A 21,004-nucleotide genomic window follows, 5' to 3' on the forward strand; every position below is an offset into this window, starting at 1 on the left:
ACTACATACCAGCGTTTTGGAGGGGATCAACAACCGAATAAAGGTCATCAAGCGGATGGCCTATGGCTACCGGGACGAGGCGTATTTCTTCCTGAAGATCCGCGCGGCGTTCCCCGGTAATCTACGATGAACCTTTTTTTAGGGCGCTTCCTTGAGGGCGCCTCCTACAGCGCCAGCAGGGCCCGGCCGCGCAGCTGCTCGGGCAGCAGAGGTTCAACCTCAAGCGGCGGTGCCGGCCGGTTCTCGGCGATGAAGCGCCACTGCAATACGCTCTGGTAATGACGGATGTTCTGCACATAGCGCACCGCCTCGCGGCCGCGCGCGTAGCCGTGGCGCACGGTGGTGTACCAGGCGCGCTGCTCGAGCTTGGGCAGGTGGGCCATCACGTCCTGCCAGTGGTGCGGGTCACCGCCCGCGCGCTCCGTGAGCACACGGGCGTCCTCCAGGTGCCCCAGGCCGATGTTGTACGCGGCGAGCGCGAGCCAGGTGCGGTCCGGCTCGGTGATATCGCCGGGAAGGCGCCGGCGCAGGTCCTTGAAGTAGCGCGCACCACCGCGCAGGCTCTGCAACGGGTCCCGGCGGTCGGGCACGCCGAGCTCGCGTGCCGTCGCGCGCGTGAGCATCATCATGCCGCGCACCCCGGTCGGCGAGATGGCCTCCGGGTCCCAGTGCGATTCCTGGTAGGCGATGGCGGCGAGCAGCGCCCAGTCCAGCTGGTGTTCCCGGGCTACCTGCTCGATGGCCTCCCGGTAGGCCGGCAAGCGGCCGCGGATATTGGCGATGAAGGTCTGGGAGCCGGCGCGGGTCAGCACATCCACCTGGCCGAAGTGCGCCTCGCGCAGGGCCGCCAGCGTGCCGCCTTGCTCCAGGCGCCGGAAAAACCCGGCCAGCCGTTCCTGGAGTGCGCCGTTGTCACCGTCGGGGGCGAGGTACCAGACCATGTCCTGCTCGGTGGCGAGGTCGAAGGCGACGGCCAGCTGTGGCAGCAGGTGCCGCTGGATGGCGAACTCCACCGAGTCCACCACGGCGGCGTCGGCGCTGCCCTGGTCCAGCTGGCGCAGCACGTCCAGCGGGTCGGCCCCGGCGACGCTGCGCACCTTCAGGCCCGGCAGGTCGTCGGCCTGGCGCCGCGCGAGGAGGGCGCCATGGCTGGAGCCCGCGAGCACCAGGACCTCCCGGTCCTCGAGGTCCTCCAGGCTCCGGGGGCGGCGGGTGCCGGTACGGTAGATCACCTGGGGACGCTGCTCGTGGTAGGGGGTGGATGCAGGAAAGGTGCTCGCGCGCTCCGGGGTCAGCGTCAGGCCGGCGCCGGCGATATCCGCCTCGCCTCGGCGCAGGGCTGAGAACAGCCCGTCGAGGCTGAACACGGGCACCACCGTCAGTCCGACGCCGAGTTCCTGGGCGAAGCGCCGGGCCAGGTCGTACTCGAAACCGGCCGGTGCGCCCCGCTCGCGGTAGTAGGTCGTGGGCCCGTTGCGGGTGACGAAGCGCAGTTCGCCGCGCTCGCGGATCGCCTCGAGGTTATCCGCCGGCCCGCCGCAGCCGGCGGCGAGGGCGAGCAGGGTCAGCAGGGCGGTGAAGGCGAGGCGCGTCGGCATGGTCCTAGTGTAAACGCACCGGTACACTACGCGCCCGTCTTCGCACCCGGGAGTCAGAGTCCCCATGTTGATCCTGCCCGGCCCGCCGGCCCTGTCCACTTTCCGTCTCGCCAAGCTCGCCGAGCGCCTCCAGGCCGTGGACCCCGCCATCCGGGTCACCGGCGCTCGCTATGTGCACTTCGCGCAGCTGCAGGGTTCCCTCGACGAAGGACAGCGGGCCGTGCTGGAGGGTCTGCTGGCTTACGGTGGCGTTACGCCGGACACGGGCGGGGATCTCGCTGCCGCGCCGGGGGAGACCCTGCTGCTTGCGGTACCGCGCCCGGGCACCATCTCGCCCTGGGCGAGCAAGGCGACGGACATTGCTCACCACTGCGGCCTTGACGCCCTGCACCGGGTGGAGCGGGGCATCGCCTACACGCTGCTGTTGCCCGCAGAGCTGCCGGAGGCTGCGGTAACCGCCGCCCGTTCGCTGCTCTTCGACCGCATGACGGAAACGCTGCTCGATGAACCCGCGGCCGCCACGACGCTGTTCGCCGAGGCCACGCCGCGACCCATGGCGCAGATCGACGTGCTCGGCGGCGGCCGGGCGGCCCTCGAAGCGGCGGATCGCGGGCTCGGCCTCGCCCTGGCCGAGGACGAGGTCGACTACCTCCTGGAGAGTTTCCGCGACCTGGGCCGCAACCCCAGTGACGTGGAGCTCATGATGTTCGCCCAGGCCAACAGCGAGCACTGCCGGCACAAGATCTTCAACGCCAGCTGGACCGTGGACGGCGAGGACCAGCCCCACTCCCTCTTCGACATGATCCGCAACACCTTCCGCCAGGGTGGAGAGAACGTGCTCTCGGCCTACGCGGACAATGCCGCGGTGGTCAGGGGCAACCGCGGCGGCCGCTTCTATCCGGCACCCGACAGCGGCGAATACGGCGCCCACGAGCAGGACATTCACCTGCTCATGAAGGTCGAGACGCACAATCACCCGACGGCGATCGCGCCCTTTCCCGGTGCGGGTACCGGTGCCGGCGGCGAAATCCGCGATGAGGGCGCCGTGGGCCGGGGGTCGAAGCCCAAGGCCGGCCTGACGGGTTTCACCGTGTCCAATCTCGAGCTGCCGACCCTGCCCCAGCCCTGGGAGCAGGGCTACGGCCGCCCGGGGCGTATCGCCTCGGCGCTGGATATCATGCTGGAAGGGCCCATCGGCGGGGCCGCCTTCAACAACGAGTTCGGCCGGCCGAACCTCTGCGGTTATTTCCGCAGCTTCGAGCTGGCGGTGGACGGCGAGGTGCGCGGCTATCACAAGCCGATCATGATCGCCGGCGGCTACGGCAACATCGCGCCGGAACATGTCGAGAAGGGCAGCTTCGGTCCCGGCGCGAAACTGGTGGTGCTCGGCGGGCCGGCCATGCTCATCGGCCTCGGCGGGGGCGCGGCGTCATCCATGGCCTCCGGTTCGGGCCAGGAAGACCTCGACTTCGCTTCGGTGCAGCGGCAGAACCCGGAAATGGAGCGGCGCTGCCAGGAGGTCATCGACCGCTGCTGGCAGCTCGGCGAGGCCAATCCCATCGCCTTCATCCACGATGTCGGCGCCGGTGGTCTGTCCAACGCGCTGCCGGAGCTGGTGAAGGACGGCGGCCGCGGCGGCCGCTTCGACCTGCGGGCCGTGCCCTCGGACGAACCGGGCATGTCGCCGCTGGAACTCTGGTGCAACGAAAGCCAGGAGCGCTATGTGCTCGCGGTGGAAAGCCACGACCTGGACCGCTTCGCGGCGATCTGTGAGCGCGAGCGCTGTCCCTTTGCCGTGGTCGGCGAGGCGACGGTGGCACAGCACCTGGCGGTCACGGACCCGCACTTCGGCAATGCCCCCGTGGACCTGCCCATGGGGCTGCTCTTCGGCAAGCCGCCGCGCATGCACCGGGAGACGGCCCGGCCGCCGGCACGCTCGCCCGAGCCCGTGCCCGCCGCTGCGCCGGCGGAGGCGCTGGAGCGGGTGCTGCAGCTGCCGACGGTGGCCAGCAAGCAGTTCCTCATTACCATCGGCGACCGCAGCATCACGGGCCTGGTCTGCCGCGACCAGCTCGTGGGCCCCTGGCAGGTGCCGGTGGCGGATTGCGCGGTGACGGCCGTGACCTTCGAGGGCGACCGCGGCGAGGCCATGGCCATGGGCGAGCGCACGCCGCTCGCTCTGCTGGACGGCCCCGCATCCGGCCGCATGGCCGTCGCCGAGGCCATCACCAACATCTGCGCCGCACCCATCGCCGCCCTCGAAGACGTCAAGCTCTCCGCGAACTGGATGTGTGCCGCCGGGGTGGGTCACGAGGACAGCGTTCTCTTCGACACGGTCCGGGCGGTGGGTATGGAATTCTGCCCTGCGCTGGGCCTCACCATTCCGGTGGGCAAGGACTCCATGTCCATGCGCACCGCCTGGAACGAGGGCGGCGTGGCGCGCGCGGTGACCGCGCCGGTCTCGCTGATTGTCTCCGCCTTTGCCCCGGTCACGGACGTGCACCGGGTGGCCACGCCGCAGCTGGACCCGGCAGCCGATGCGGTGCTGCTGCTTGTCGACCTGGGCCGCGGCGCCGGCCGCCTCGGCGGCTCCGCGCTGTGCCAGGTCTACGGCGGCCTCGGCGATGCACCGCCGGACATCGACCGCCCCGGCGACCTGGCAGGTCTCTTTGCGCTGGTGCAGTGGGGGCTCGCCCGCGGCGATCTGCTCGCCTACCACGATCGCTCCGATGGTGGTGTCATCACGGCCCTGCTGGAGATGGCCTTCGCCGGTCGCTGCGGCCTGGCCGTGGACCTCCCGCCGGCACCCTCCGTGCCGGCGGCGCTGTTCAGCGAGGAGGCCGGCGCGGTGCTGCAGGTGCCCCGCGCGGCCGTCGCGGCCTGGCGGGAACAGGCGGAGGCGCTTGGTATCGCGGAGTGCCTGGCAGAGGTCGGCCGTGCGGTGCCGGGCGATGCCGTCACGGTTGCCGTTGCCGGCGAGCCGGTTCTCGATGACCGCCGCGCCCGCCTGCAGGCGCTCTGGGCCAGCACCAGCCACGCCCTGCAGCGCCTGCGCGACAACCCTGACTGCGCCGACGAGGAATTCGCCCGTATCGCCGCCGACGACCCGGGCCTCCACGCCGAGCTCAGCTTCGACCCGGAAGATGACGTGGCGGCGCCCTTCGTCGCGACCGGGCAGCGGCCGCGGGTGGCGGTGCTCCGGGAGCAGGGCGTTAACGGCCAGGTGGAGATGGCCGCGGCCTTTCACCGCGCCGGCTTTGCCGCGGTGGATGTGCACATGAGCGATCTCGCCCAGGGGCGCCACGATCTGGCCCGCTTCGACGGGCTCGTGGCCTGCGGTGGTTTCTCCTACGGTGACGTGCTCGGCGCCGGCGAGGGCTGGGCCAAGGCCATCCGCTACAACGAGGGCCTGCGCGACGCCTTCGCTCACTTTTTTGCCCGCGGCGACAGCTTCACCCTGGGGGTCTGTAACGGCTGCCAGATGCTGTCGACGCTGCGCGAGCTGGTGCCCGGCGCAGAGCACTGGCCGCGCTTCCTGCGCAACCGCAGCGAGCAGTTCGAGGCGCGCCTGTCGCTGGTGCGCGTGGAAGCCTCCCCGTCCCTGTTCCTGGCTGGCATGGCCGGGTCGCGGCTGCCCGTGGCCGTGGCCCACGGCGAGGGCCGGGCGGCCTTCGCCTCCGATGCGGAGCGCGAGGCCTGCGAGGGCGCGGGGCTGGTCGCCCTGCGTTACCTGGAGAACGACGGCAGCGTGGCCGAGCGCTACCCGGCGAATCCGAACGGGTCGCCGGCCGGCATCACCGGCCTGACCAGCGCCGACGGCCGCGCCACGATCATGATGCCGCACCCGGAGCGGGTGCTGCGCGGGGTCAACTTTTCCTGGGCGCCGCCCGCCTGGGGCGACGACGGTCCCTGGCTGCGCCTGTTCCGCAATGCCCGGGCCTGGCTGGGTTAACGGGGTCACGGCGGACGCCTCTTGTGACTGCGGCGCCGTGCTCTATAATGGCGCCTTTTTTCCGCCGGGCGCGTTTCCCGCGCCCGCGAACCGGGCCCGACGATGCTGAACAAATACCCCCTGTGGAAATACCTGCTGGTGCTGGGCGTCGTCTGCCTCGGCTTGCTCTATGCCGCGCCGAACCTCTACACGCCGGACCCGGCGCTGCAGATCACCGGTGAGAGCAGCGCCCAGGTCATCGATGCAGCGACCCTGCGCCGGGCCACCGACGCGCTGGAAGAAGCGGGCATCGACCATTTTGGCGAGGAAGTCGAGGCAAACGGCCGCAACGCCCTGATCCGCCTCCGCGACCGCGACGCCCAGCTGCGCGCGCAGGCGCGGGTGGCCCGGGCCCTCGGCGACGGCTTCATCATCGCCCTCAACCTCGCGCCGACGACGCCGGACTGGCTCCTCGCCGTGGGTGCCCAGCCCATGAAGCTCGGCCTCGATCTCTCCGGCGGTGTGCACTTCAAGCTCGAGGTGGACGTGGACGCCGCCGTCGAGCGCCGCATGGAGTACTACTACAGTGCCATCCGCCGCGCCCTGCGCGAGGAGCGCATCCGCGGCCGGGTGACGCTCGATGGCGACCGCCGCGTGGCGATGGTATTCCGCAGCGAGGACGATCGCGAGGCGGCCCGCAGCATCGTTGTCGACAATCACCCGGAGCTGCTGCTCGACCGCATCGACGAGGAGGGCAGCTGGCGCCTCAACGCCGACATGACCGACGCCAGCGTCGACGAGATCATCGATTACGCCGTGAGCCAGAATCTCACGACCCTGCGCAATCGGGTCAACGAGCTCGGCGTCTCCGAGCCACTGGTCCAGCGCCAGGGCCGGGCCCGCATCGTGGTGGAACTGCCCGGTATCCAGGACACGGCGGAAGCCAAGCGGATCCTCGGCAAGGTGGCCAACCTCGAATTCCGCCTCGTCGCCGCGCCGGACGCCCCGGCGGCCGAGAAGCAGCGTTTCGAGTACCGCAGCGAGGAGCGCGCCGGCGCCTACGAGTGGCTGGAGCGCGATATCATCATCACCGGAGAGCGGGTGTCCAACGCCCAGGCGAGCTTCGACCAGAACGGCCAGCCCAACGTGCAGATCAGCCTCGACAGCGAGGGCGGCACGCTCATGAGCCGGGCCACGCGCAACAACGTCAAGCGGCGCATGGGCGTGCTCTTCATCGAGCGCAAGTACCGCACCCGCTACGAGGAGCAGCCGGACGGCAGCGAGGTGCCGGTAAAGGTGCCCTACGATGAGAAGAAACTGCTGACGGCCCCGGTGATCCAGCAGGCCCTCGGCGCCCAGTTCCAGATCACCGGCCTCGACAGCCCCATGGAGGCCTCGGAGCTCGCGCTCATGCTGCGCGCCGGTGCGCTCGCCGCGCCGATCACCTTCGTGGAGGAGCGCACCGTGGGTCCGTCCCTCGGTGCCGAGAACATCCGCCTGGGCGTGAAGTCCGTGCAGGTGGGCCTGGCACTGGTCGTGGTCTTCATGGTGCTTTATTACCGGGTCTTCGGCCTCTGCGCCGTCGCCGCGCTGTCGGCAAACCTCGTGCTGCTGGTCGCCTTCATGTCGCTCATCGGGGCTACGCTGACACTGCCGGGTATCGCCGGTATCGTGCTCACGGTGGGCATGGCGGTGGACGCCAATGTGCTCATCTTTGCCCGCATACGCGAGGAGTTGCGCGAGGGGAGGGCGCCGCAGATGGCCATCCACAGCGGCTTCGAGCGCGCCGTGTCCACGATTCTCGATGCGAACATCACCACGCTCATCGTCGCGGTGATTCTCTATGCCGTGGGTACGGGCCCGATCAAGGGCTTTGCCGTGACCCTGTCCATCGGCATCCTGACTTCCATGTTCACGGCGATCCTGGGTACGCGGGCGCTGGTCAACCTGATCTACGGGGGGCGGCGGCTGCGCCACCTCGCCATTGGCAAGGACATCGTGCAGGGGGACGCGGCATGAAGGTATTCAACTTCATGGGCTGGCGCCTGGCGGCGGTGGTCTTCTCGGCTGTGCTGCTGGTGACCGCCATCGGCTCGCTCGCGGTGCGCCAGCTCGAATGGGGCCTCGACTTCACCGGGGGGACGCTGGTCGAGGTGCATTACGGCGATAGCGCAGACCTCGACGCCATCCGCGACACCCTGGACAGTGGCGGCTACGAGGGCGCCACGGTGGTCAGCTTCGGCACGGACCAGGACGTGCTCATCCGCCTGCCCTCGGGCTTTACCGATGCCGACGGCGCCGCCGTGCTGGCCGTACTGAGCGAGGCCTCGGACGCGGGCGTGGAGCTGCGCCGCACCGAGTTCATCGGCCCGCAGGTGGGCGAGGAACTGCGCGAGCAGGGGGGGCTGGCCATGCTGCTGGCGCTCGGCCTGGTGATGCTCTACATCGGTTTCCGCTTCCAGCTCAAGTTCGCCGTCGGTGCCGTCGCCGCCCTGGTGCACGATGTGCTCATCACCCTCGGCTTTTTCTCCGTGCTTGGCCTCGAGTTCGATCTCACGGTGCTGGCGGCGCTGCTGGCGGTGATCGGCTATTCGCTGAATGACACCATCGTCGTGGCCGACCGCATCCGTGAAAACTTCCGCAAGCTGCGCCGGGCCGAACCGGTCGAGGTGATCAACATCTCCCTCTCCGAGACCCTGGGCCGGACCCTGGTGACGTCCTTGACCACATTGCTGGTGCTCGCGTCGCTGGCGATTTTCGGCGGCGAGATGATCCACGGCTTCGCCGTGGCGCTGATCGTCGGCGTGTTCATCGGTACCTACTCGTCGATTTACGTCTCGGCGACGACCCTGCTCGCCATGGGCGTCAGCAAGGAAGACCTGATGATACCGGTGAAGGAAGGGGCGGAGCAGGACGACCTGGTGCCCTGAGGCGCGGGCCCGCCGCGCCGCTGAGACCCTAGGAGCGCGCCCCCGCCAGCGGGCGCGCGGCCTGCAGCACCGCCTTGAAGCACTTGGGGTTGCCGCAGGCGATGTTGCCGCTTTCGAGGTAGTTCTCCGAACCGTCGAGGTCCGCCACCAGGCCGCCGGCCTCGCGCACGAGCAGGCTGCCGGCGGCCATGTCCCAGCGCGCCAGGCCGATCTCCCAGAACGCATCCAGGCGCCCGGCGGCGACGTAGGCGAGATCCAGCGAGGCGGCGCCGGCGCGGCGGATGCCGGCGCATTTCGCGGCGAGCACGGCCAGCGTCTTCGAGTAGCTGGCCAGGTGCTGGTCGCAGTGCCCCCGGAAGGGGATGCCGGTGCCGAGGAGGGCGCCGTCGAGGCTGTCGTACCGGCTCACCCGCACGCGGCGCCCGTTGAGCTGCGCCCCGCGGCCGCGGGAGGCGGTAAACTCCTCGCGGCGCACCGGGTCGAGGACCACGGCGTGTTCCACCTTGCCGCGGTGCAGGCAGGCGATGGAGACCGCGTAATGGGGGATGCCGCGGAGGAAGTTGGTGGTGCCGTCCAGCGGGTCGATGACCCACTGGTACTCGGCGTCCGGGTCACCGTCGAGACCCGCTTCTTCGCCGAGGAAGGCGTGGCCGGGGTAGGCGCGCTTCAGCTGTTCTACGATGATCTCCTCGGCACGCTCATCCACTTCGGACACGAAGTCATTCGGGTCCTTGGCTCTTACCTGAAGACGGTCGAGGTCGTCGGAGGCGCGCACGATGTGTTCGCCAGCCCGGCGCGCGGCGCGCAGGGCGATATTGATCATCGGTTCCATGGTGTATTCCGGTGCCTGGTACCTGGCCGGCGGCGCTCCGAGCGGCCCGTGGGCGCGGGAGTATAACAGAGGGCGGCGGGCCTCTGGTAAACTGGCGGGTCATCAGCCACTTGCCGAGGGAGGCCCCGTGCGGCCCGAGCTCATCGACATCGTCCTCGTGAACACTTCTCACCCCGGCAACATCGGTGCGGTGGCCCGGGCGATGAAGAACATGGGGCTCGTGCGCCTCACCCTGGTCGCACCGCGGCAGTTCCCGCACGAGATGGCCACCTCCCGGGCCACTCACGCGGCGGATCTTCTGGAGGCGGCGCGCGTCGTCCCCGATCTCGACAGCGCCATCGGCGATGCGCAGTTCGTCGTCGGGACCAGCGCCCGCGGCCGCCGTATTCCCTGGCCCGTGCAGGACCCGCGGCGCTGCGCGGCGCGCATGGGCGCGGCGACGGATGCCGGCCAGCGGGTGGCGGTGCTCTTCGGCCGCGAGGACCGGGGGCTGAGCAACGACGAGCTGAACCGCTGCAACCTGCACCTGCACATTCCCTCTCATGACGGCTACACCTCCCTCAACCTCGCCATGGCGGTGCAGATCGTCTGCTATGAACTGCGCATGCTCGCCGTCGGCGAGACGCTGCCGGCCGCCGAGACCGCCGAGTGGGACACGCCCTTCAGCACCCAGCTGAACATGGAGCGCTTCTACGCCCACCTCGAGGAGACGCTGAGCGCGATCGGCTTTCTCAACCCCGCGGCGCCGCGGCAGCTGATGCCGCGGCTGCGGCGGCTCTTCGGCCGGGTCCGTCTCGACGAGATGGAGCTGAACATCCTGCGCGGCATCCTTACGGCCACCGACGAGCAGGTGGAGCGCGCCGGCGGCCCCGTGTTCGAGAAGCAGCGAACGGGGAGCGAACCGTGAAGAAGCCGATCTACTTCGACTACCTTGCCACCACGCCCGTCGACCCCCGGGTAGCCGCGGCCATGGCCGACTGCCTGACCCTCGAGGGCACCTTCGGCAACCCCGCGTCGCGCTCTCATCGCTACGGCTGGGAGGCGGAGATGCGCGTGGAGAACGCCCGCCGCGACGTTGCCGAGCTCATCGGCGCCGATCCCCGGGAGATCGTCTGGACCTCCGGTGCTACCGAGTCCGATAACCTGGCCATCAAGGGCGTGCTGCGCGCGGCCGGCGAGCGCGGGCACATCGTGACCTCGGCGATCGAGCACAAGGCGGTGCTAGACAGCTGCCGCTACCTCGAGGCCCGCGGCGTGGCCGTGACCCGGCTCGCCCCCGGGCCGGACGGTCTCATTGAACCGGCGGCGGTGGCCGGCGCGCTGCGCGACGACACCCGGCTGGTGACGATCATGCATGCCAACAACGAGATCGGTACCGTCAACGACATCGCTGCTATCGGCGCCATTGCCCGCGATGCGGGGGTACCCTTTCACGTGGATGCCGCGCAAAGCGCCGGCAAGCTCCCCCTCGATGTCGGCGAGCTGCCCGTGGACCTGCTCTCCCTGTCGGCGCACAAGTTCTACGGCCCCAAGGGTGCCGGCGCTCTCTATGTGCGCCGCCAGGCGCGGCTGGAGCTGGTGCCGCAGATGCACGGCGGCGGCCACGAGCGCGGCCTGCGCGCCGGTACCCTCGCCACCCACCAGCTCGTGGGCATGGGCACGGCGGCGGCGCTGGCTGCCGCCGAACTTGAGGCGGAAGCCGGGCGGCTCCGGGGGCTGCGCGAGCGCCTGCGGGAGGGGCTGGAAAGCATCGGTGACGTCACGGTCAACGGCCATGCCTCGGCGCGGCTGCCGGGCGCCCTCAATGTCGCCGTGGGCGGCGTGGAAGGGGAGACCCTTCTCCTGTCCCTCAAGGACCTCGCGCTCTCCACGGGCTCGGCCTGTACCTCGGCCAGCGTGGAGCCCTCCTACGTGCTGCGCGCCCTGGGGCTGCCCGACGAGCTTGCCCACAGCTCGCTGCGCTTCGGCCTCGGCCGGTTCACGACGGCCGAAGAGGTCGAGTACGCGATAGCACAGGTTGCGGAGAGCGTTCAGCGGCTGCGCCCGGCCGCTGCAATAAGCTCCTGATTCGCGGGCATAAGTCGGGAGTTTTCCCGGCGCCGGCGGGTGAAACGGCGGCACAGGCGGCGTATAATGCGCGCGCCCGGGCGGGGCCTCTTGAAGCCCCGCCCCCTGACCATTCTTTTGCTGGAGAACCCTGATGGCCGTTGAACGCACCCTTTCCATCGTCAAGCCCGATGCCGTCGGCAAGAACGTGATCGGCAAGATCTACAGCCGCTTTGAGGACGCGGGCCTGACGATCGTCGCGGCGAAGATGCTGCGCCTGTCGGAGGCGGTGGCCGGCGGCTTCTACGCCGAGCACAAGGAGCGCCCCTTCTACAAGGACCTCGTCGCCTTCATGACCTCCGGCCCCGTCGTCGTGCAGGTTCTCGAGGGCGAGGACGCCATCGCGAAAAACCGAGAGCTGATGGGCGCGACCAACCCGCAGGAGGCCGACGCCGGGACGATCCGTGCCGATTTCGCCCAGTCCATCGACGCCAACGCGGTGCACGGCTCCGACTCCCCGGCCTCGGCAGAGCGCGAGATCGCCTATTTCTTCTCGGCTAGCGAAATCTGCCCGCGGGACTAGCCGGGAGCGGACGGAGAAAACCCATGACCGCCGTCATCGCCAGTAGCGCCGGACGCAGCGGCGCGCAGGCCGGGAAGGTGAACCTTCTCGGCATGCCGCGCCCCTGGCTGGAGTCCTGGTTCGAGGAGATCGGCGAGAAGAAATTCCGCGCCCAGCAGCTCCTGAAGTGGATCCACCACGAGGGCGTGACCGACTTCGAGGCGATGACCAACCTGTCGAGGGCGCTGCGCGACAAGCTGGCGTCGATCGCCGAGGTGCGGCCGCCGGAGGTGGCGAGCCAGAGCGACTCGACCGACGGCACCCGCAAGTGGCTGGTGCGCGTCGACGGCGGTGCCCTGGTCGAGACCGTGCTCATCCCCGACGGCGATCGGGCCACGCTCTGCGTCTCCTCGCAGGTCGGCTGCAGCCTGGACTGCAAGTTCTGCTCGACGGGCAAGCAGGGGTTCCAGCGCAACCTCACCGCGGCGGAGATCGTGGGTCAGCTGTGGCTGGCCATCGCCTCCTACGACGCCTTCAAGGCGGGCAAGGATCGCGTGGTCACCAATGTCGTGTTCATGGGCATGGGCGAACCGCTGCTCAATTTCGAGAACGTCGTCGCCGCCATGAACCTCATGATGGACGATTTCGGCTACGGCATCTCCAAGCGGCGGGTGACCCTGAGCACCTCCGGGGTGCTGCCGGCCCTCGACGAACTGCACCGCTACACGGATGCGAGCCTCGCGATATCCCTGCACGCGCCGAACGACGCGCTGCGCAGCCGTATCGTGCCGATCAACAAGCGCTACCCGGTAGCTGACCTGCTGGCCAGTGCGAAGCGCTACATCGATGCGCAGGTGGACCGCAAGCGGGTGGTCACCATCGAGTACACGCTGCTGGCCGGCGTCAACGACCAGCCCGAGCATGCCCGGGAACTGGTGGCACTGCTCGCGGACTATCCCTGCAAGATCAACCTCATTCCCTTCAATCCGTTCCCGAACAGCGGCTTCGAGCGCCCGAGCGGCAACGCCGTGTCGCGCTTCTGGAAGGTGCTGGTGGACGCGGGGCTCCGCGTCACCGTGCGCGCGACCCGCGGGGACGATATCGACGCGGCCTGTGGTCAGCTGGTCGGGCAGGTCGCGGATCGCACGCGTCGCAACGAGCGCTACCGCCGCTCTGCGGCGATCGGGAACGCCCTCTGATGGCTTCCCGCGCCGCGCTTGCCCTTGTCCTCGGCGTCCTGCTCGCGGGCTGTATCACCGAACGCGGAAGCGTCTATACCAACCCGCCCTCCCCGGAGGAGGCCATGCGCCAGCGGGTCGAGCTGGCGCGCTCCTACATCGGCCAGGGCAACTGGGAAGACGCCAAGCGCAACCTGAAGATCGCGGTGGAGCTCAATGACCGCGAGCCGGAAATTTACGAGGCGTTTGCCCTTGTCTACCAGAGCACAGGGGAGTTCGAGCTGGCGGAGGAGAACTTCCGCAAGGCCATCAGCCTGGATCGGGAGTTTTCCCGCGCCCGCAACAACTACGCCGCGTTCCTGTTCGCGCAGGAGCGCTTCGCAGAGGCGGAGACGCAGCTCGAGCGGGTTGTGAAGGACACGCTGTACGAGGCCCGGCCCCAGGCCTTTGTCAACCTGGGGCTTTGCCGCCGTGCTCTGGGCAAGCCCGCGCTGGCCGAGGAAGCCTTCGCCCGGGCGCTCGCCATGGACCGGCAGAACCGCATAGCACTGCTCGAACTCGCTCAGCTGCGCTTCGAGGCGGGGGATTACGCGGCGGCGGCTGGCTACTATACTGGGTACCGGGCAGCGGTTCGGCGGCAGAGCGCGCGCGGCCTGTGGCTCGGCATCCGCCTGGCGCAGGCCACCGGTGACCGCGATGCGGAGGGCAGTTACGCCCTGGCGCTGCGCAACCTCTACCCGGAATCGCCGGAATTCGCCGCCTGGCAGCGTCAGCAGGCCAAAGCGGGCGCCCCCTGAGGACGGATTCCGAGGGACATGAAGGCACCAGCAGTCGAGGCAAAGTCATGAGCCACAGTTCCCCGATCCAGCGTCGCAAGAGCCGGCAGATCCACGTCGGCAAGGTGGCCGTCGGCGGTGATGCGCCGATCAGCGTGCAGAGCATGACCAACACGGAAACCTGTGATGTCGCCGCCACGGTCGCGCAGGTTCAGGCCATCGCCGACGCCGGCGGCGATATTGTCCGTGTGTCCGTGCCGAGCATGGACGCCGCCGAGGCCTTCAAGCAGATCCGCGCCCAGGTCGAAGTGCCCCTCGTGGCGGATATCCACTTCGACCATCGCATCGCTCTCAAGGTTGCCGAGTATGGCGTCGACTGCCTGCGTATCAACCCGGGCAACATCGGCCGGGACGACAAGGTGCGCGAGGTGATTGCCTGCGCCCGGGATCGCGGCATCCCCATCCGCATCGGTGTCAACGCCGGCTCCCTCGGCAAGGACCTGCAGCGCAAGTACGGCGAGCCCACGGCCGAGGCGCTGGTCGAGTCGGCGCTGCGCCATGTCGATATTCTCGACAAGCACGACTACCCGGACTTCAAGGTCAGTGTGAAGGCGTCGGAGGTCTTCATGGCCGTGGACGCCTATCGGCTGCTGGCAAAGGAGATCGACCAGCCCCTGCACCTCGGTATCACGGAGGCCGGCGGCCTGCGTGGCGGCACGGTGAAGTCCGCCGTGGGTCTGGGCATGCTGCTCTACGAGGGGATCGGCGACACGATCCGCATCTCCCTGGCGGCGGACCCGGTCGAGGAGGTGAAGGTCGGCTTCGAGATCCTCAAGAGTCTCAAGCTGCGCACCAACGGCATCAATTTCATCGCATGTCCCAGCTGTTCGCGGCAGAACTTCGATGTCATCGGCACCATGAACACGCTCGAGCAGCGCCTCGAGGATGTGCGCACGCCGATGGACGTGGCGGTCATCGGCTGCATCGTCAACGGCCCCGGTGAAGCCCGGGAAGCGGATGTGGGCCTCACGGGCGCCACGCCGAACAACCTCATCTATGTCGGCGGTGAGCCGGACCACAAGGTCAGCAACGCCGACTTCATCGACCACCTCGAGCAGGTAATCCGCGAGCGCGCGGCGAAGATCGAGGCGGAGCGTGCCCGGCAGGAAGAGGAAGTCATCCTCAAGAGCACCGGGTGAGCGCCGCCGGCACCACGCAGGACACGCTATGAACCCCATTCGCGCGATCCGCGGGATGAACGACATCCTGCCTGACGAGGCTTTGCAGTGGCGGGAGGTCGAGGAGACAGCCGCGCGTCTCCTCGCCAGCTATGGCTATGGCGAGCTGCGCCTGCCGCTGGTGGAGCAGACAGAGCTGTTCAGCCGCTCCATCGGCGAGGTCACAGACATCGTCGAGAAAGAGATGTACAGCTTCGAGGACCGCCACGGCGACAGCCTGTCGCTGCGCCCGGAGGGTACCGCCGGCTGCGTGCGAGCGGCCATCCAGCAGAACCTCCTCGCCACCCCCTGCCGACTCTGGTACGCGGGCCCCATGTTCCGCTACGAGCGGCCGCAGAAGGGGCGCCAGCGCCAGTTCCACCAGATCGGCGCCGAGGCCTTCGGCTTCGCGGGACCGGATACCGATGCGGAACTCATTGCGCTGTCCGCGCGTCTCTGGCGCCTGCTCGGTATCGACGGGGCCGTGCGCCTGGAGCTCAATTCGATCGGTTCGCCCGAAGCCCGCCGCCGCTACCGGGAAGCCCTGGTCGCCTACCTGGCGGGGCACCGCGAGGCGCTCGACGCCGACAGCCAGCGGCGCCTGGAAACGAACCCGTTGCGCATCCTCGACAGCAAGGACCCCGGTACCCGGGCGGTACTCGAGGATGCGCCCGCCCTGGCGGACCATCTCGACGAGGAATCGGCGGCGGATTTCGAGCGCCTGGGATCGCTGCTGGATGCAGCGGGCATCCCTTTCGTGCACAATCCGCGTCTCGTGCGGGGCCTCGACTACTACAACAAGACGGTTTTCGAGTGGGTCACGGAGGCCCTCGGCGCCCAGGGTACGGTCTGCGCCGGCGGCCGCTACGACGGCCTCGTGGCGCAGCTCGGCGGCAAGGCGGCGCCCGGCGTCGGCTTCGCCATGGGGCTCGAGCGCCTCGTGCTGCTGCGCGCCGAGCTGGGCGTGGCCACACCTGCTGCGGCACCGGACGTTTACGTCGTTGCCGTGGGTGAGGCGGCAGAGCAGACCGCCCTGGTCGAGAGCGAGCGGTTGCGCGATGCGCTGCCGGCGGCCCGCATCCTGCGCCATGCGGGGGGCGGCAGCTTCAAGAGCCAGATGAAAAAAGCCGACAAGAGCGGTGCCCCGGTGGCACTGGTCTGGGGCGAGGACGAGGTCGCCGCCGGCGAGGTGGTCCTGAAGCCGCTGCGCGGCGGCGAGCAGCGTCGCCTGCCCCTGGCCGCTGTTGCCCCCGCGCTCGCCGACATCATGACGCAAGGACACTGACGTGGAAAGTTACCGGACGGAAGAAGAACAGGTCGAGGCGCTCAAGCGCTGGTGGAAGGAGAACGGCACGAGCACGCTGGTATCGATTCTCCTCGCCGTAGCCGTGGCTTTCGGCTGGCAGGGCTGGCAGGCGCGGCAGCAAGCCAGGGCCGAGTCCGCCTCGAACCTGTTCCAGCAATTCCTGGAAACGATGGGCAGCGCGGAGCAGGCGACCGGCGGCGCGGCGGCAGAAGAGCTTGCCACCCGCATCGCCACCGAGTATGACGGCACGGCCTACGCCCGTTTCGCCGAGTTGCACCTCGCACGGCTGCACGTGGCCGGGGGCGACCTGGGCGCGGCGGAGGCGGCGCTGCGCACCGTCCTCGCCGAGACGTCAGCAAAGGAAGATCTTCACCGGGTCGCCAGGCTGCGCCTGGGTCGGGTGCTGGCCGCCCGTGGTGACACCGAGGACGCGCTCGAGCTGCTGGCCAGCGACGGGGCCAACCCCTATGCCGGTGCCTACGCCATGGCCCGGGGCGATGTCTTGCTCGCCGCAGGCCGCGCTGACGAAGCCGCCGCGGCCTACCGCGAGGCCCAGTCCCTCGCCGACCCGGAGCGGCCCCTGCCCGGGCTCGACGAGAAGCTGGATTACCTGAACCCGCAGCCGCCGACGGCGGGAGCGCAGGGATGAGCGCAACGCTGCGCGCCGCCTGGCTCCTCGCGCTGCTGCCGCTGCTCGCCGGCTGCAGCACCATCGGTGACTGGTTCGAATGGAGCGAGGACGAAGACCCGCGCAAGCCCGCCGAGCTGGTCGACATCGATAGCCGCGTGAACATCGACCGGCTCTGGTCCGTGTCCGTCGGGGACGGACAGGGCAAGGGCCTCTACAAGCTGCAGCCGGTGCTCGCCGGCGACATGATCTACGCCGCTTCCGTGGACGGCCAGCTGCGCGCCGTGGAGCGCGACCGGGGCCGCACGCGCTGGCGCGAGAACGTCGAGACGGGCCTGTCCGGCGGCGTGGGTTACTACGATGGCAACCTCTACCTCGGCAGCGCCGACGGCGAGGTGCTGCGGCTCGACGCCGCCGACGGCAGCGTGCGCTGGTCCGCGCGGGTGACCGGCGAGGTGCTGGCGCCACCGCAGGGTGACGGCCGGGTCGTCGTGGCGCAGACCTATGACGGCAAGCTTCACGGCCTCGATCACGACAGCGGGGAGCGCCTCTGGAGCTATGACAGCAACGTCCCGGTGCTGACGATCCGCGGCACGAGCACGCCGATTCTCCGCGATGGCACGGTCTATGCCGGCTTTGCCAACGGCCGGGTACTGGCCTTTGACGCCCTCACCGGCGCCGTGACCTGGGAGGCCCGCGTGGCGATCGCCCAGGGGCGCTCCGAGATCGAGCGCATCGTCGATGTCGACGGCACCATGGCGATCCAGGGCACGGAGCTCTATGCGGCCAGTTACCAGGGCCGCATTACCGCCCTCGATATCCGCAGTGGGCGCAAGCTCTGGCAGCGCAACCTGTCGTCCTTCAGCGGCGTTTCGCAGGGCTTCGGCAACGTCTATGTCGCCGATGAGGACGGCACGATCACCGCCTACCTGCGCAGCGGCCAGGGGATTCGCTGGGAACAGCCGGCGCTGGCCTTTCGCGAACTGTCGCGGCCGACCCCGGTCAGTTCCTACCTGGCGGTCACCGACTACCAGGGCTACCTGCACATCCTCTCCCAGGTCGACGGCGAGTTCGTCGGCCGCACGCGCGTCGATGGCGACGGCGCCCGGGCGGACATGCTCGCCGATGGCAGCGTGCTCTATGTCTTCGGCAACAGCGGCAAGCTCGTGGCCTACGAGATCACCCCCAGGGACTGATGCCCCATGCTCCCGGTCATCGCCCTGGTCGGCCGCCCCAACGTGGGCAAGTCGACCCTCTTCAACCAGCTCACGCGCAGCCGTGACGCGCTGGTCGCGGATCTCCCGGGGCTGACCCGGGACCGCAAGTACGGCGAGGGCGTGAGCGGGGATCACCGCTTCATCGTCATCGACACCGGCGGCATCAGCGGCGACGAGGCCGGTATCGACGCCGCCATGGCCAGCCAGTCCCTGGCCGCCATCGAGGAGGCGGACCGGGTGCTGCTGCTGGTCGACGCCCGGGCCGGTCTGGCAGCCGGTGACGAACAGCTCGTGCGGGAACTGCGCCGTCGCGGCAAGCCTTTCGATCTGGTCGTGAACAAGGTCGACGGCCTCGACCCGGAGGTCGCCGCCAGTGATTTTTACCGCCTCGGCATTGAGCATTTCCACCGGATCGCCGCCAGCCACGGCCGCGGCGTGCGCGCGCTCATCGAGGCGGTACTGGCCGATTTTCCGCCGGCGTCAGCGCTGGCGGACAGCGCGGAAGACCGCGTGCGGGTTGCCGTGGTAGGGCGCCCGAATGTCGGCAAGAGCACGCTCGTCAACCGGCTCCTCGGCGAGGAAAGGGTCGTGGTCTACGACCAGCCGGGCACGACCCGGGACAGTGTCTTCATCGATTTCGAGCGCGACGGGGCGCCCTATACCCTCATCGACACGGCGGGCGTGCGCCGGCGCAAGAACGTGCGCGAGACCGTGGAGAAATTCTCCATCGTCAAGACGCTGCAGGCGATCGACCAGGCCCATGTCGTGGTGCTGCTCATGGACGGCAGCGAGGGGCTCGTCGACCAGGACCTGCACCTGCTCGGGCACTGCATCGAGGCCGGGCGCGCCCTGGTGCTCGCGGTGAACAAGTGGGACGGGCTCGAGCCGGAACAGCGCGAGCGTGTGAAGAGCGAGCTCGAGCGCCGGCTGCGCTTCGTCGACTACGCGGAGACCCATTTCATCTCCGCGCTGCACGGCTCCGGTGTCGGGCTCCTCTTCGGCGCCATCGACGCCGCCTACGAGGCGGCGACCCGGCCGCTGTCGACGAACCAGCTCACGCGCATCCTCCAGGATGCGCTCGCGGACCACCCGCCGCCCATGGTCGCCGGCCGGCGCAGCAAGCTGCGCTACGCCCACGCGGGCGGGCGAAATCCGCCGGTCATCGTCATCCACGGCAACGGGACGGACAACATTCCCGCCAGTTACCGGCGCTACCTCGAGAAAACCTTCGCCCGGGCGCTTTCCCTGAGCGGCACGCCCGTGCGCGTGGAGCTGCGTTCCGGTGAGAACCCCTATGCGGGCCGCCGCAACACGCTGTCGAAGCGCCAGGTGGACCGCAAGCGCCGGCTCATGGCCCACGTGAAGAAGGACAAGAAGCGCCGGCAGCGGAAGAAAGATCGCTAGGGAAGCGGGATAGCCATGGCACGGCCGGACCTCGACAGCCCGGAGCACATCGCCGCTTTTGTCGACCGGTTCTACGAGCGGCTTCTCGCGGATCCGCAGCTCCGGCCCATCTTCATCGATGCCGCCGGCATCGACCTCGCCACGCACCTGCCGCGGATCCGCGCCTACTGGCGCAAGATGCTCCTCGGTGACCCGGGCTACCGCCGTCACACGATGAACATCCATCGCGCCGTTCACGCGCGCCGGCCCTTCACGGCGGCGGACTTCGACCGCTGGCTCGCGCTGTTCACGGCGACCCTCGATGAGGGCTATGCCGGCCCCGTCAGCGAGCGTGCCCGGCGTCTCGCAACCCGCATTGCTGCCAACATGCAGGCGGGCCTTGCGGCCCCCTGCGACGAACGGCGGGCAGCGCGCGACGAGTGACCGTCAGCTGTCTTGTGGCACGTTTCACGGGTGCTATAGTCCCCTATAACACCCACGCAGGAAGGATTGCGGACATGTTTTTCCCTCATCGCAAGCGCCGTTTCGTTGGTGACAACGGGCTCCTCGCCGGTGCAGTGCTCTTTCTTGCCTGCACGCTGGCGAGCGTGCTCTGGGCTCGTGTCGCCCATGCCGGGGACCCGGAAACGCTGCGTGTCGAGAACCTGCCCATGAACCACGTCACCGTGCGCGGAGCGGTGCAGGTGGAAATCAGCCAGGGCGAGCCCGCGGTGCTGCTCATGCGTGGCCCGGCGGAGCAGCTCGCGGTGCGTCCCTTCATCGCCCGGGAAAAGCTTCTCGTGCTGGGGGACAGTGAGCAGGACCCCCGCGCCGACGTGAGCGATGTGCGCTACAAGCTGACGCTGCCGTCCCTCGAGGCGCTGCACGTGGCGGGCAGTGGCACGGTCTACGTGCGCCGCCTGGCCGTGGGGGATCTCGACGTCAGCGTGGACGGCTCGGGCGACGCGCGTTTCTTCGCGGTTGACGGGGAGGACATCCATCTCGCCGTGAACGGCTCCGGGGACCTGGAAGTCGTCGAGCTTCGCGCTGAAGGGCTGGAGGTCGTCGTCGCCGGCGCCGGCGATGTGCGCTTCAGGGACGTCACCGTGGAGGACCGTATCGGCGCCGTGATCAAGGGCTCCGGCGATATTGTCGCGAAGGGCGAGGGGCGCAGTGCCGCCATGAAACTGGCGATCGTCGGCTCCGGCGACATCGACTTCCGCCGGATCAACGCCACGGACGTGGAAGTCAACATCGTCGGCTCCGGCGATGCCCGCGTAGGCGGCGTCCTGGACCTCGATGTGACGGTGCTCGGCAGCGGTGATGTCTACTACCGCGGTGAGCCTGATATCAGCACGACGATTCTCGGCTCCGGCCGCCTCCACGACAGCGACGACTGA

At 69.2% G+C, this 21,004-nt stretch carries 18 protein-coding genes; 16 read left to right on the top strand and 2 right to left on the bottom strand.

Annotation, left to right across the window (positions count from 1 at the left end):
* On the top strand, positions 1-130 hold a 130-nt coding region (locus tag ACX93N_RS06375; protein WP_459427662.1), incomplete at its 5' end, for a transposase.
* Between the two features lie 34 nt (positions 131-164).
* On the opposite strand, the gene mltF is transcribed toward ACX93N_RS06375, so the two are convergent.
* On the bottom strand, positions 165-1,598 hold the full coding sequence (gene mltF, locus ACX93N_RS06380; protein WP_459427566.1) for a membrane-bound lytic murein transglycosylase MltF: 1,434 nt from the start codon (positions 1,596-1,598) through the stop codon (positions 165-167).
* 64 nt (positions 1,599-1,662) lie between these two features.
* Here mltF and purL point away from each other — a divergent pair, with 64 nt between their 5' ends.
* The 3 genes from purL to secF all read left to right on the top strand — a co-directional run bounded on the left by purL (position 1,663) and on the right by secF (position 8,459).
* On the top strand, positions 1,663-5,550 hold the full coding sequence (gene purL / locus ACX93N_RS06385; RefSeq protein WP_459427567.1) for a phosphoribosylformylglycinamidine synthase: 3,888 nt from the start codon (positions 1,663-1,665) through the stop codon (positions 5,548-5,550).
* Positions 5,551-5,652: 102 nt separating this feature from the next.
* Complete coding sequence (gene secD, locus ACX93N_RS06390; protein ID WP_459427568.1) at positions 5,653-7,548, top strand: protein translocase subunit SecD; 1,896 nt, start codon at positions 5,653-5,655, stop codon at positions 7,546-7,548.
* Positions 7,545-8,459 carry a protein translocase subunit SecF gene (gene secF / locus ACX93N_RS06395; protein ID WP_459427569.1) on the top strand — a complete coding sequence of 305 codons (915 nt, stop codon included), beginning with the start codon at positions 7,545-7,547 and terminating at the stop codon, positions 8,457-8,459. The genes secD and secF overlap by 4 nt, the downstream gene beginning before the upstream one ends.
* A gap of 28 nt (positions 8,460-8,487) precedes the next feature.
* On the opposite strand, the gene ACX93N_RS06400 is transcribed toward secF, so the two are convergent.
* On the bottom strand, positions 8,488-9,291 hold the full coding sequence (locus ACX93N_RS06400; protein WP_459427570.1) for an inositol monophosphatase family protein: 804 nt from the start codon (positions 9,289-9,291) through the stop codon (positions 8,488-8,490).
* Positions 9,292-9,418: 127 nt separating this feature from the next.
* On the opposite strand from ACX93N_RS06400, the gene ACX93N_RS06405 reads away from it, so the two are divergent.
* The 12 genes from ACX93N_RS06405 to ACX93N_RS06460 all read left to right on the top strand — a co-directional run bounded on the left by ACX93N_RS06405 (position 9,419) and on the right by ACX93N_RS06460 (position 21,004).
* The gene (locus ACX93N_RS06405; protein ID WP_459427571.1) at positions 9,419-10,198 is read left to right on the top strand and encodes an RNA methyltransferase; all 780 of its coding nucleotides are present in this window, start codon (positions 9,419-9,421) and stop codon (positions 10,196-10,198) included.
* On the top strand, positions 10,195-11,358 hold the full coding sequence (locus ACX93N_RS06410) for an IscS subfamily cysteine desulfurase (RefSeq protein WP_459427572.1): 1,164 nt from the start codon (positions 10,195-10,197) through the stop codon (positions 11,356-11,358). The genes ACX93N_RS06405 and ACX93N_RS06410 overlap by 4 nt, the downstream gene beginning before the upstream one ends.
* Positions 11,359-11,491: 133 nt before the next feature.
* Complete coding sequence (gene ndk / locus ACX93N_RS06415) at positions 11,492-11,920, top strand: nucleoside-diphosphate kinase (RefSeq protein WP_459427573.1); 429 nt, start codon at positions 11,492-11,494, stop codon at positions 11,918-11,920.
* A gap of 23 nt (positions 11,921-11,943) precedes the next feature.
* Positions 11,944-13,098, top strand: coding sequence for a 23S rRNA (adenine(2503)-C(2))-methyltransferase RlmN (rlmN, locus tag ACX93N_RS06420; RefSeq protein WP_459427574.1), 1,155 nt, complete (start codon positions 11,944-11,946; stop codon positions 13,096-13,098).
* On the top strand, positions 13,098-13,874 hold the full coding sequence (pilW, locus tag ACX93N_RS06425) for a type IV pilus biogenesis/stability protein PilW (RefSeq protein ID WP_459427575.1): 777 nt from the start codon (positions 13,098-13,100) through the stop codon (positions 13,872-13,874). Before rlmN ends, pilW begins: the two co-directional genes overlap by 1 nt.
* A gap of 47 nt (positions 13,875-13,921) precedes the next feature.
* Positions 13,922-15,052 carry a flavodoxin-dependent (E)-4-hydroxy-3-methylbut-2-enyl-diphosphate synthase gene (gene ispG, locus ACX93N_RS06430; protein ID WP_459427576.1) on the top strand — a complete coding sequence of 377 codons (1,131 nt, stop codon included), beginning with the start codon at positions 13,922-13,924 and terminating at the stop codon, positions 15,050-15,052.
* A gap of 28 nt (positions 15,053-15,080) precedes the next feature.
* On the top strand, positions 15,081-16,355 hold the full coding sequence (hisS, locus tag ACX93N_RS06435) for a histidine--tRNA ligase (protein ID WP_459427577.1): 1,275 nt from the start codon (positions 15,081-15,083) through the stop codon (positions 16,353-16,355).
* A 1-nt stretch (position 16,356) separates the two neighbouring features.
* Complete coding sequence (locus ACX93N_RS06440) at positions 16,357-17,025, top strand: YfgM family protein (RefSeq protein ID WP_459427578.1); 669 nt, start codon at positions 16,357-16,359, stop codon at positions 17,023-17,025.
* Positions 17,022-18,200 (top strand): outer membrane protein assembly factor BamB, encoded by a 1,179-nt coding sequence (bamB, locus tag ACX93N_RS06445; protein WP_459427579.1) that lies wholly within the window; start codon positions 17,022-17,024, stop codon positions 18,198-18,200. The genes ACX93N_RS06440 and bamB overlap by 4 nt, the downstream gene beginning before the upstream one ends.
* Before the next feature lie 6 nt (positions 18,201-18,206).
* The gene (der, locus tag ACX93N_RS06450) at positions 18,207-19,625 is read left to right on the top strand and encodes a ribosome biogenesis GTPase Der (RefSeq protein WP_459427580.1); all 1,419 of its coding nucleotides are present in this window, start codon (positions 18,207-18,209) and stop codon (positions 19,623-19,625) included.
* 15 nt (positions 19,626-19,640) lie between these two features.
* Complete coding sequence (locus ACX93N_RS06455) at positions 19,641-20,048, top strand: group III truncated hemoglobin (protein WP_459427581.1); 408 nt, start codon at positions 19,641-19,643, stop codon at positions 20,046-20,048.
* A 74-nt stretch (positions 20,049-20,122) separates the two neighbouring features.
* On the top strand, positions 20,123-21,004 hold the full coding sequence (locus ACX93N_RS06460; protein ID WP_459427582.1) for a GIN domain-containing protein: 882 nt from the start codon (positions 20,123-20,125) through the stop codon (positions 21,002-21,004).

The organism is Pseudohaliea sp. (assembly GCF_054552115.1).

What these genes read in the sequence shown, in the direction of transcription:
- mltF (WP_459427566.1), bottom strand. Translation starts at nt 1,598, where the DNA reads ATGCCGACGCGCCTCGCCTTCACCGCCCTGCTGACCCTGCTCGCCCTC.
- purL (WP_459427567.1), top strand. Translation starts at nt 1,663, where the DNA reads ATGTTGATCCTGCCCGGCCCGCCGGCCCTGTCCACTTTCCGTCTCGCC.
- secD (WP_459427568.1), top strand. Translation starts at nt 5,653, where the DNA reads ATGCTGAACAAATACCCCCTGTGGAAATACCTGCTGGTGCTGGGCGTC.
- secF (WP_459427569.1), top strand. Translation starts at nt 7,545, where the DNA reads ATGAAGGTATTCAACTTCATGGGCTGGCGCCTGGCGGCGGTGGTCTTC.
- ACX93N_RS06400 (WP_459427570.1), bottom strand. Translation starts at nt 9,291, where the DNA reads ATGGAACCGATGATCAATATCGCCCTGCGCGCCGCGCGCCGGGCTGGC.
- ndk (WP_459427573.1), top strand. Translation starts at nt 11,492, where the DNA reads ATGGCCGTTGAACGCACCCTTTCCATCGTCAAGCCCGATGCCGTCGGC.
- rlmN (WP_459427574.1), top strand. Translation starts at nt 11,944, where the DNA reads ATGACCGCCGTCATCGCCAGTAGCGCCGGACGCAGCGGCGCGCAGGCC.
- pilW (WP_459427575.1), top strand. Translation starts at nt 13,098, where the DNA reads ATGGCTTCCCGCGCCGCGCTTGCCCTTGTCCTCGGCGTCCTGCTCGCG.
- ispG (WP_459427576.1), top strand. Translation starts at nt 13,922, where the DNA reads ATGAGCCACAGTTCCCCGATCCAGCGTCGCAAGAGCCGGCAGATCCAC.
- hisS (WP_459427577.1), top strand. Translation starts at nt 15,081, where the DNA reads ATGAACCCCATTCGCGCGATCCGCGGGATGAACGACATCCTGCCTGAC.
- bamB (WP_459427579.1), top strand. Translation starts at nt 17,022, where the DNA reads ATGAGCGCAACGCTGCGCGCCGCCTGGCTCCTCGCGCTGCTGCCGCTG.
- der (WP_459427580.1), top strand. Translation starts at nt 18,207, where the DNA reads ATGCTCCCGGTCATCGCCCTGGTCGGCCGCCCCAACGTGGGCAAGTCG.
- ACX93N_RS06455 (WP_459427581.1), top strand. Translation starts at nt 19,641, where the DNA reads ATGGCACGGCCGGACCTCGACAGCCCGGAGCACATCGCCGCTTTTGTC.
- ACX93N_RS06460 (WP_459427582.1), top strand. Translation starts at nt 20,123, where the DNA reads ATGTTTTTCCCTCATCGCAAGCGCCGTTTCGTTGGTGACAACGGGCTC.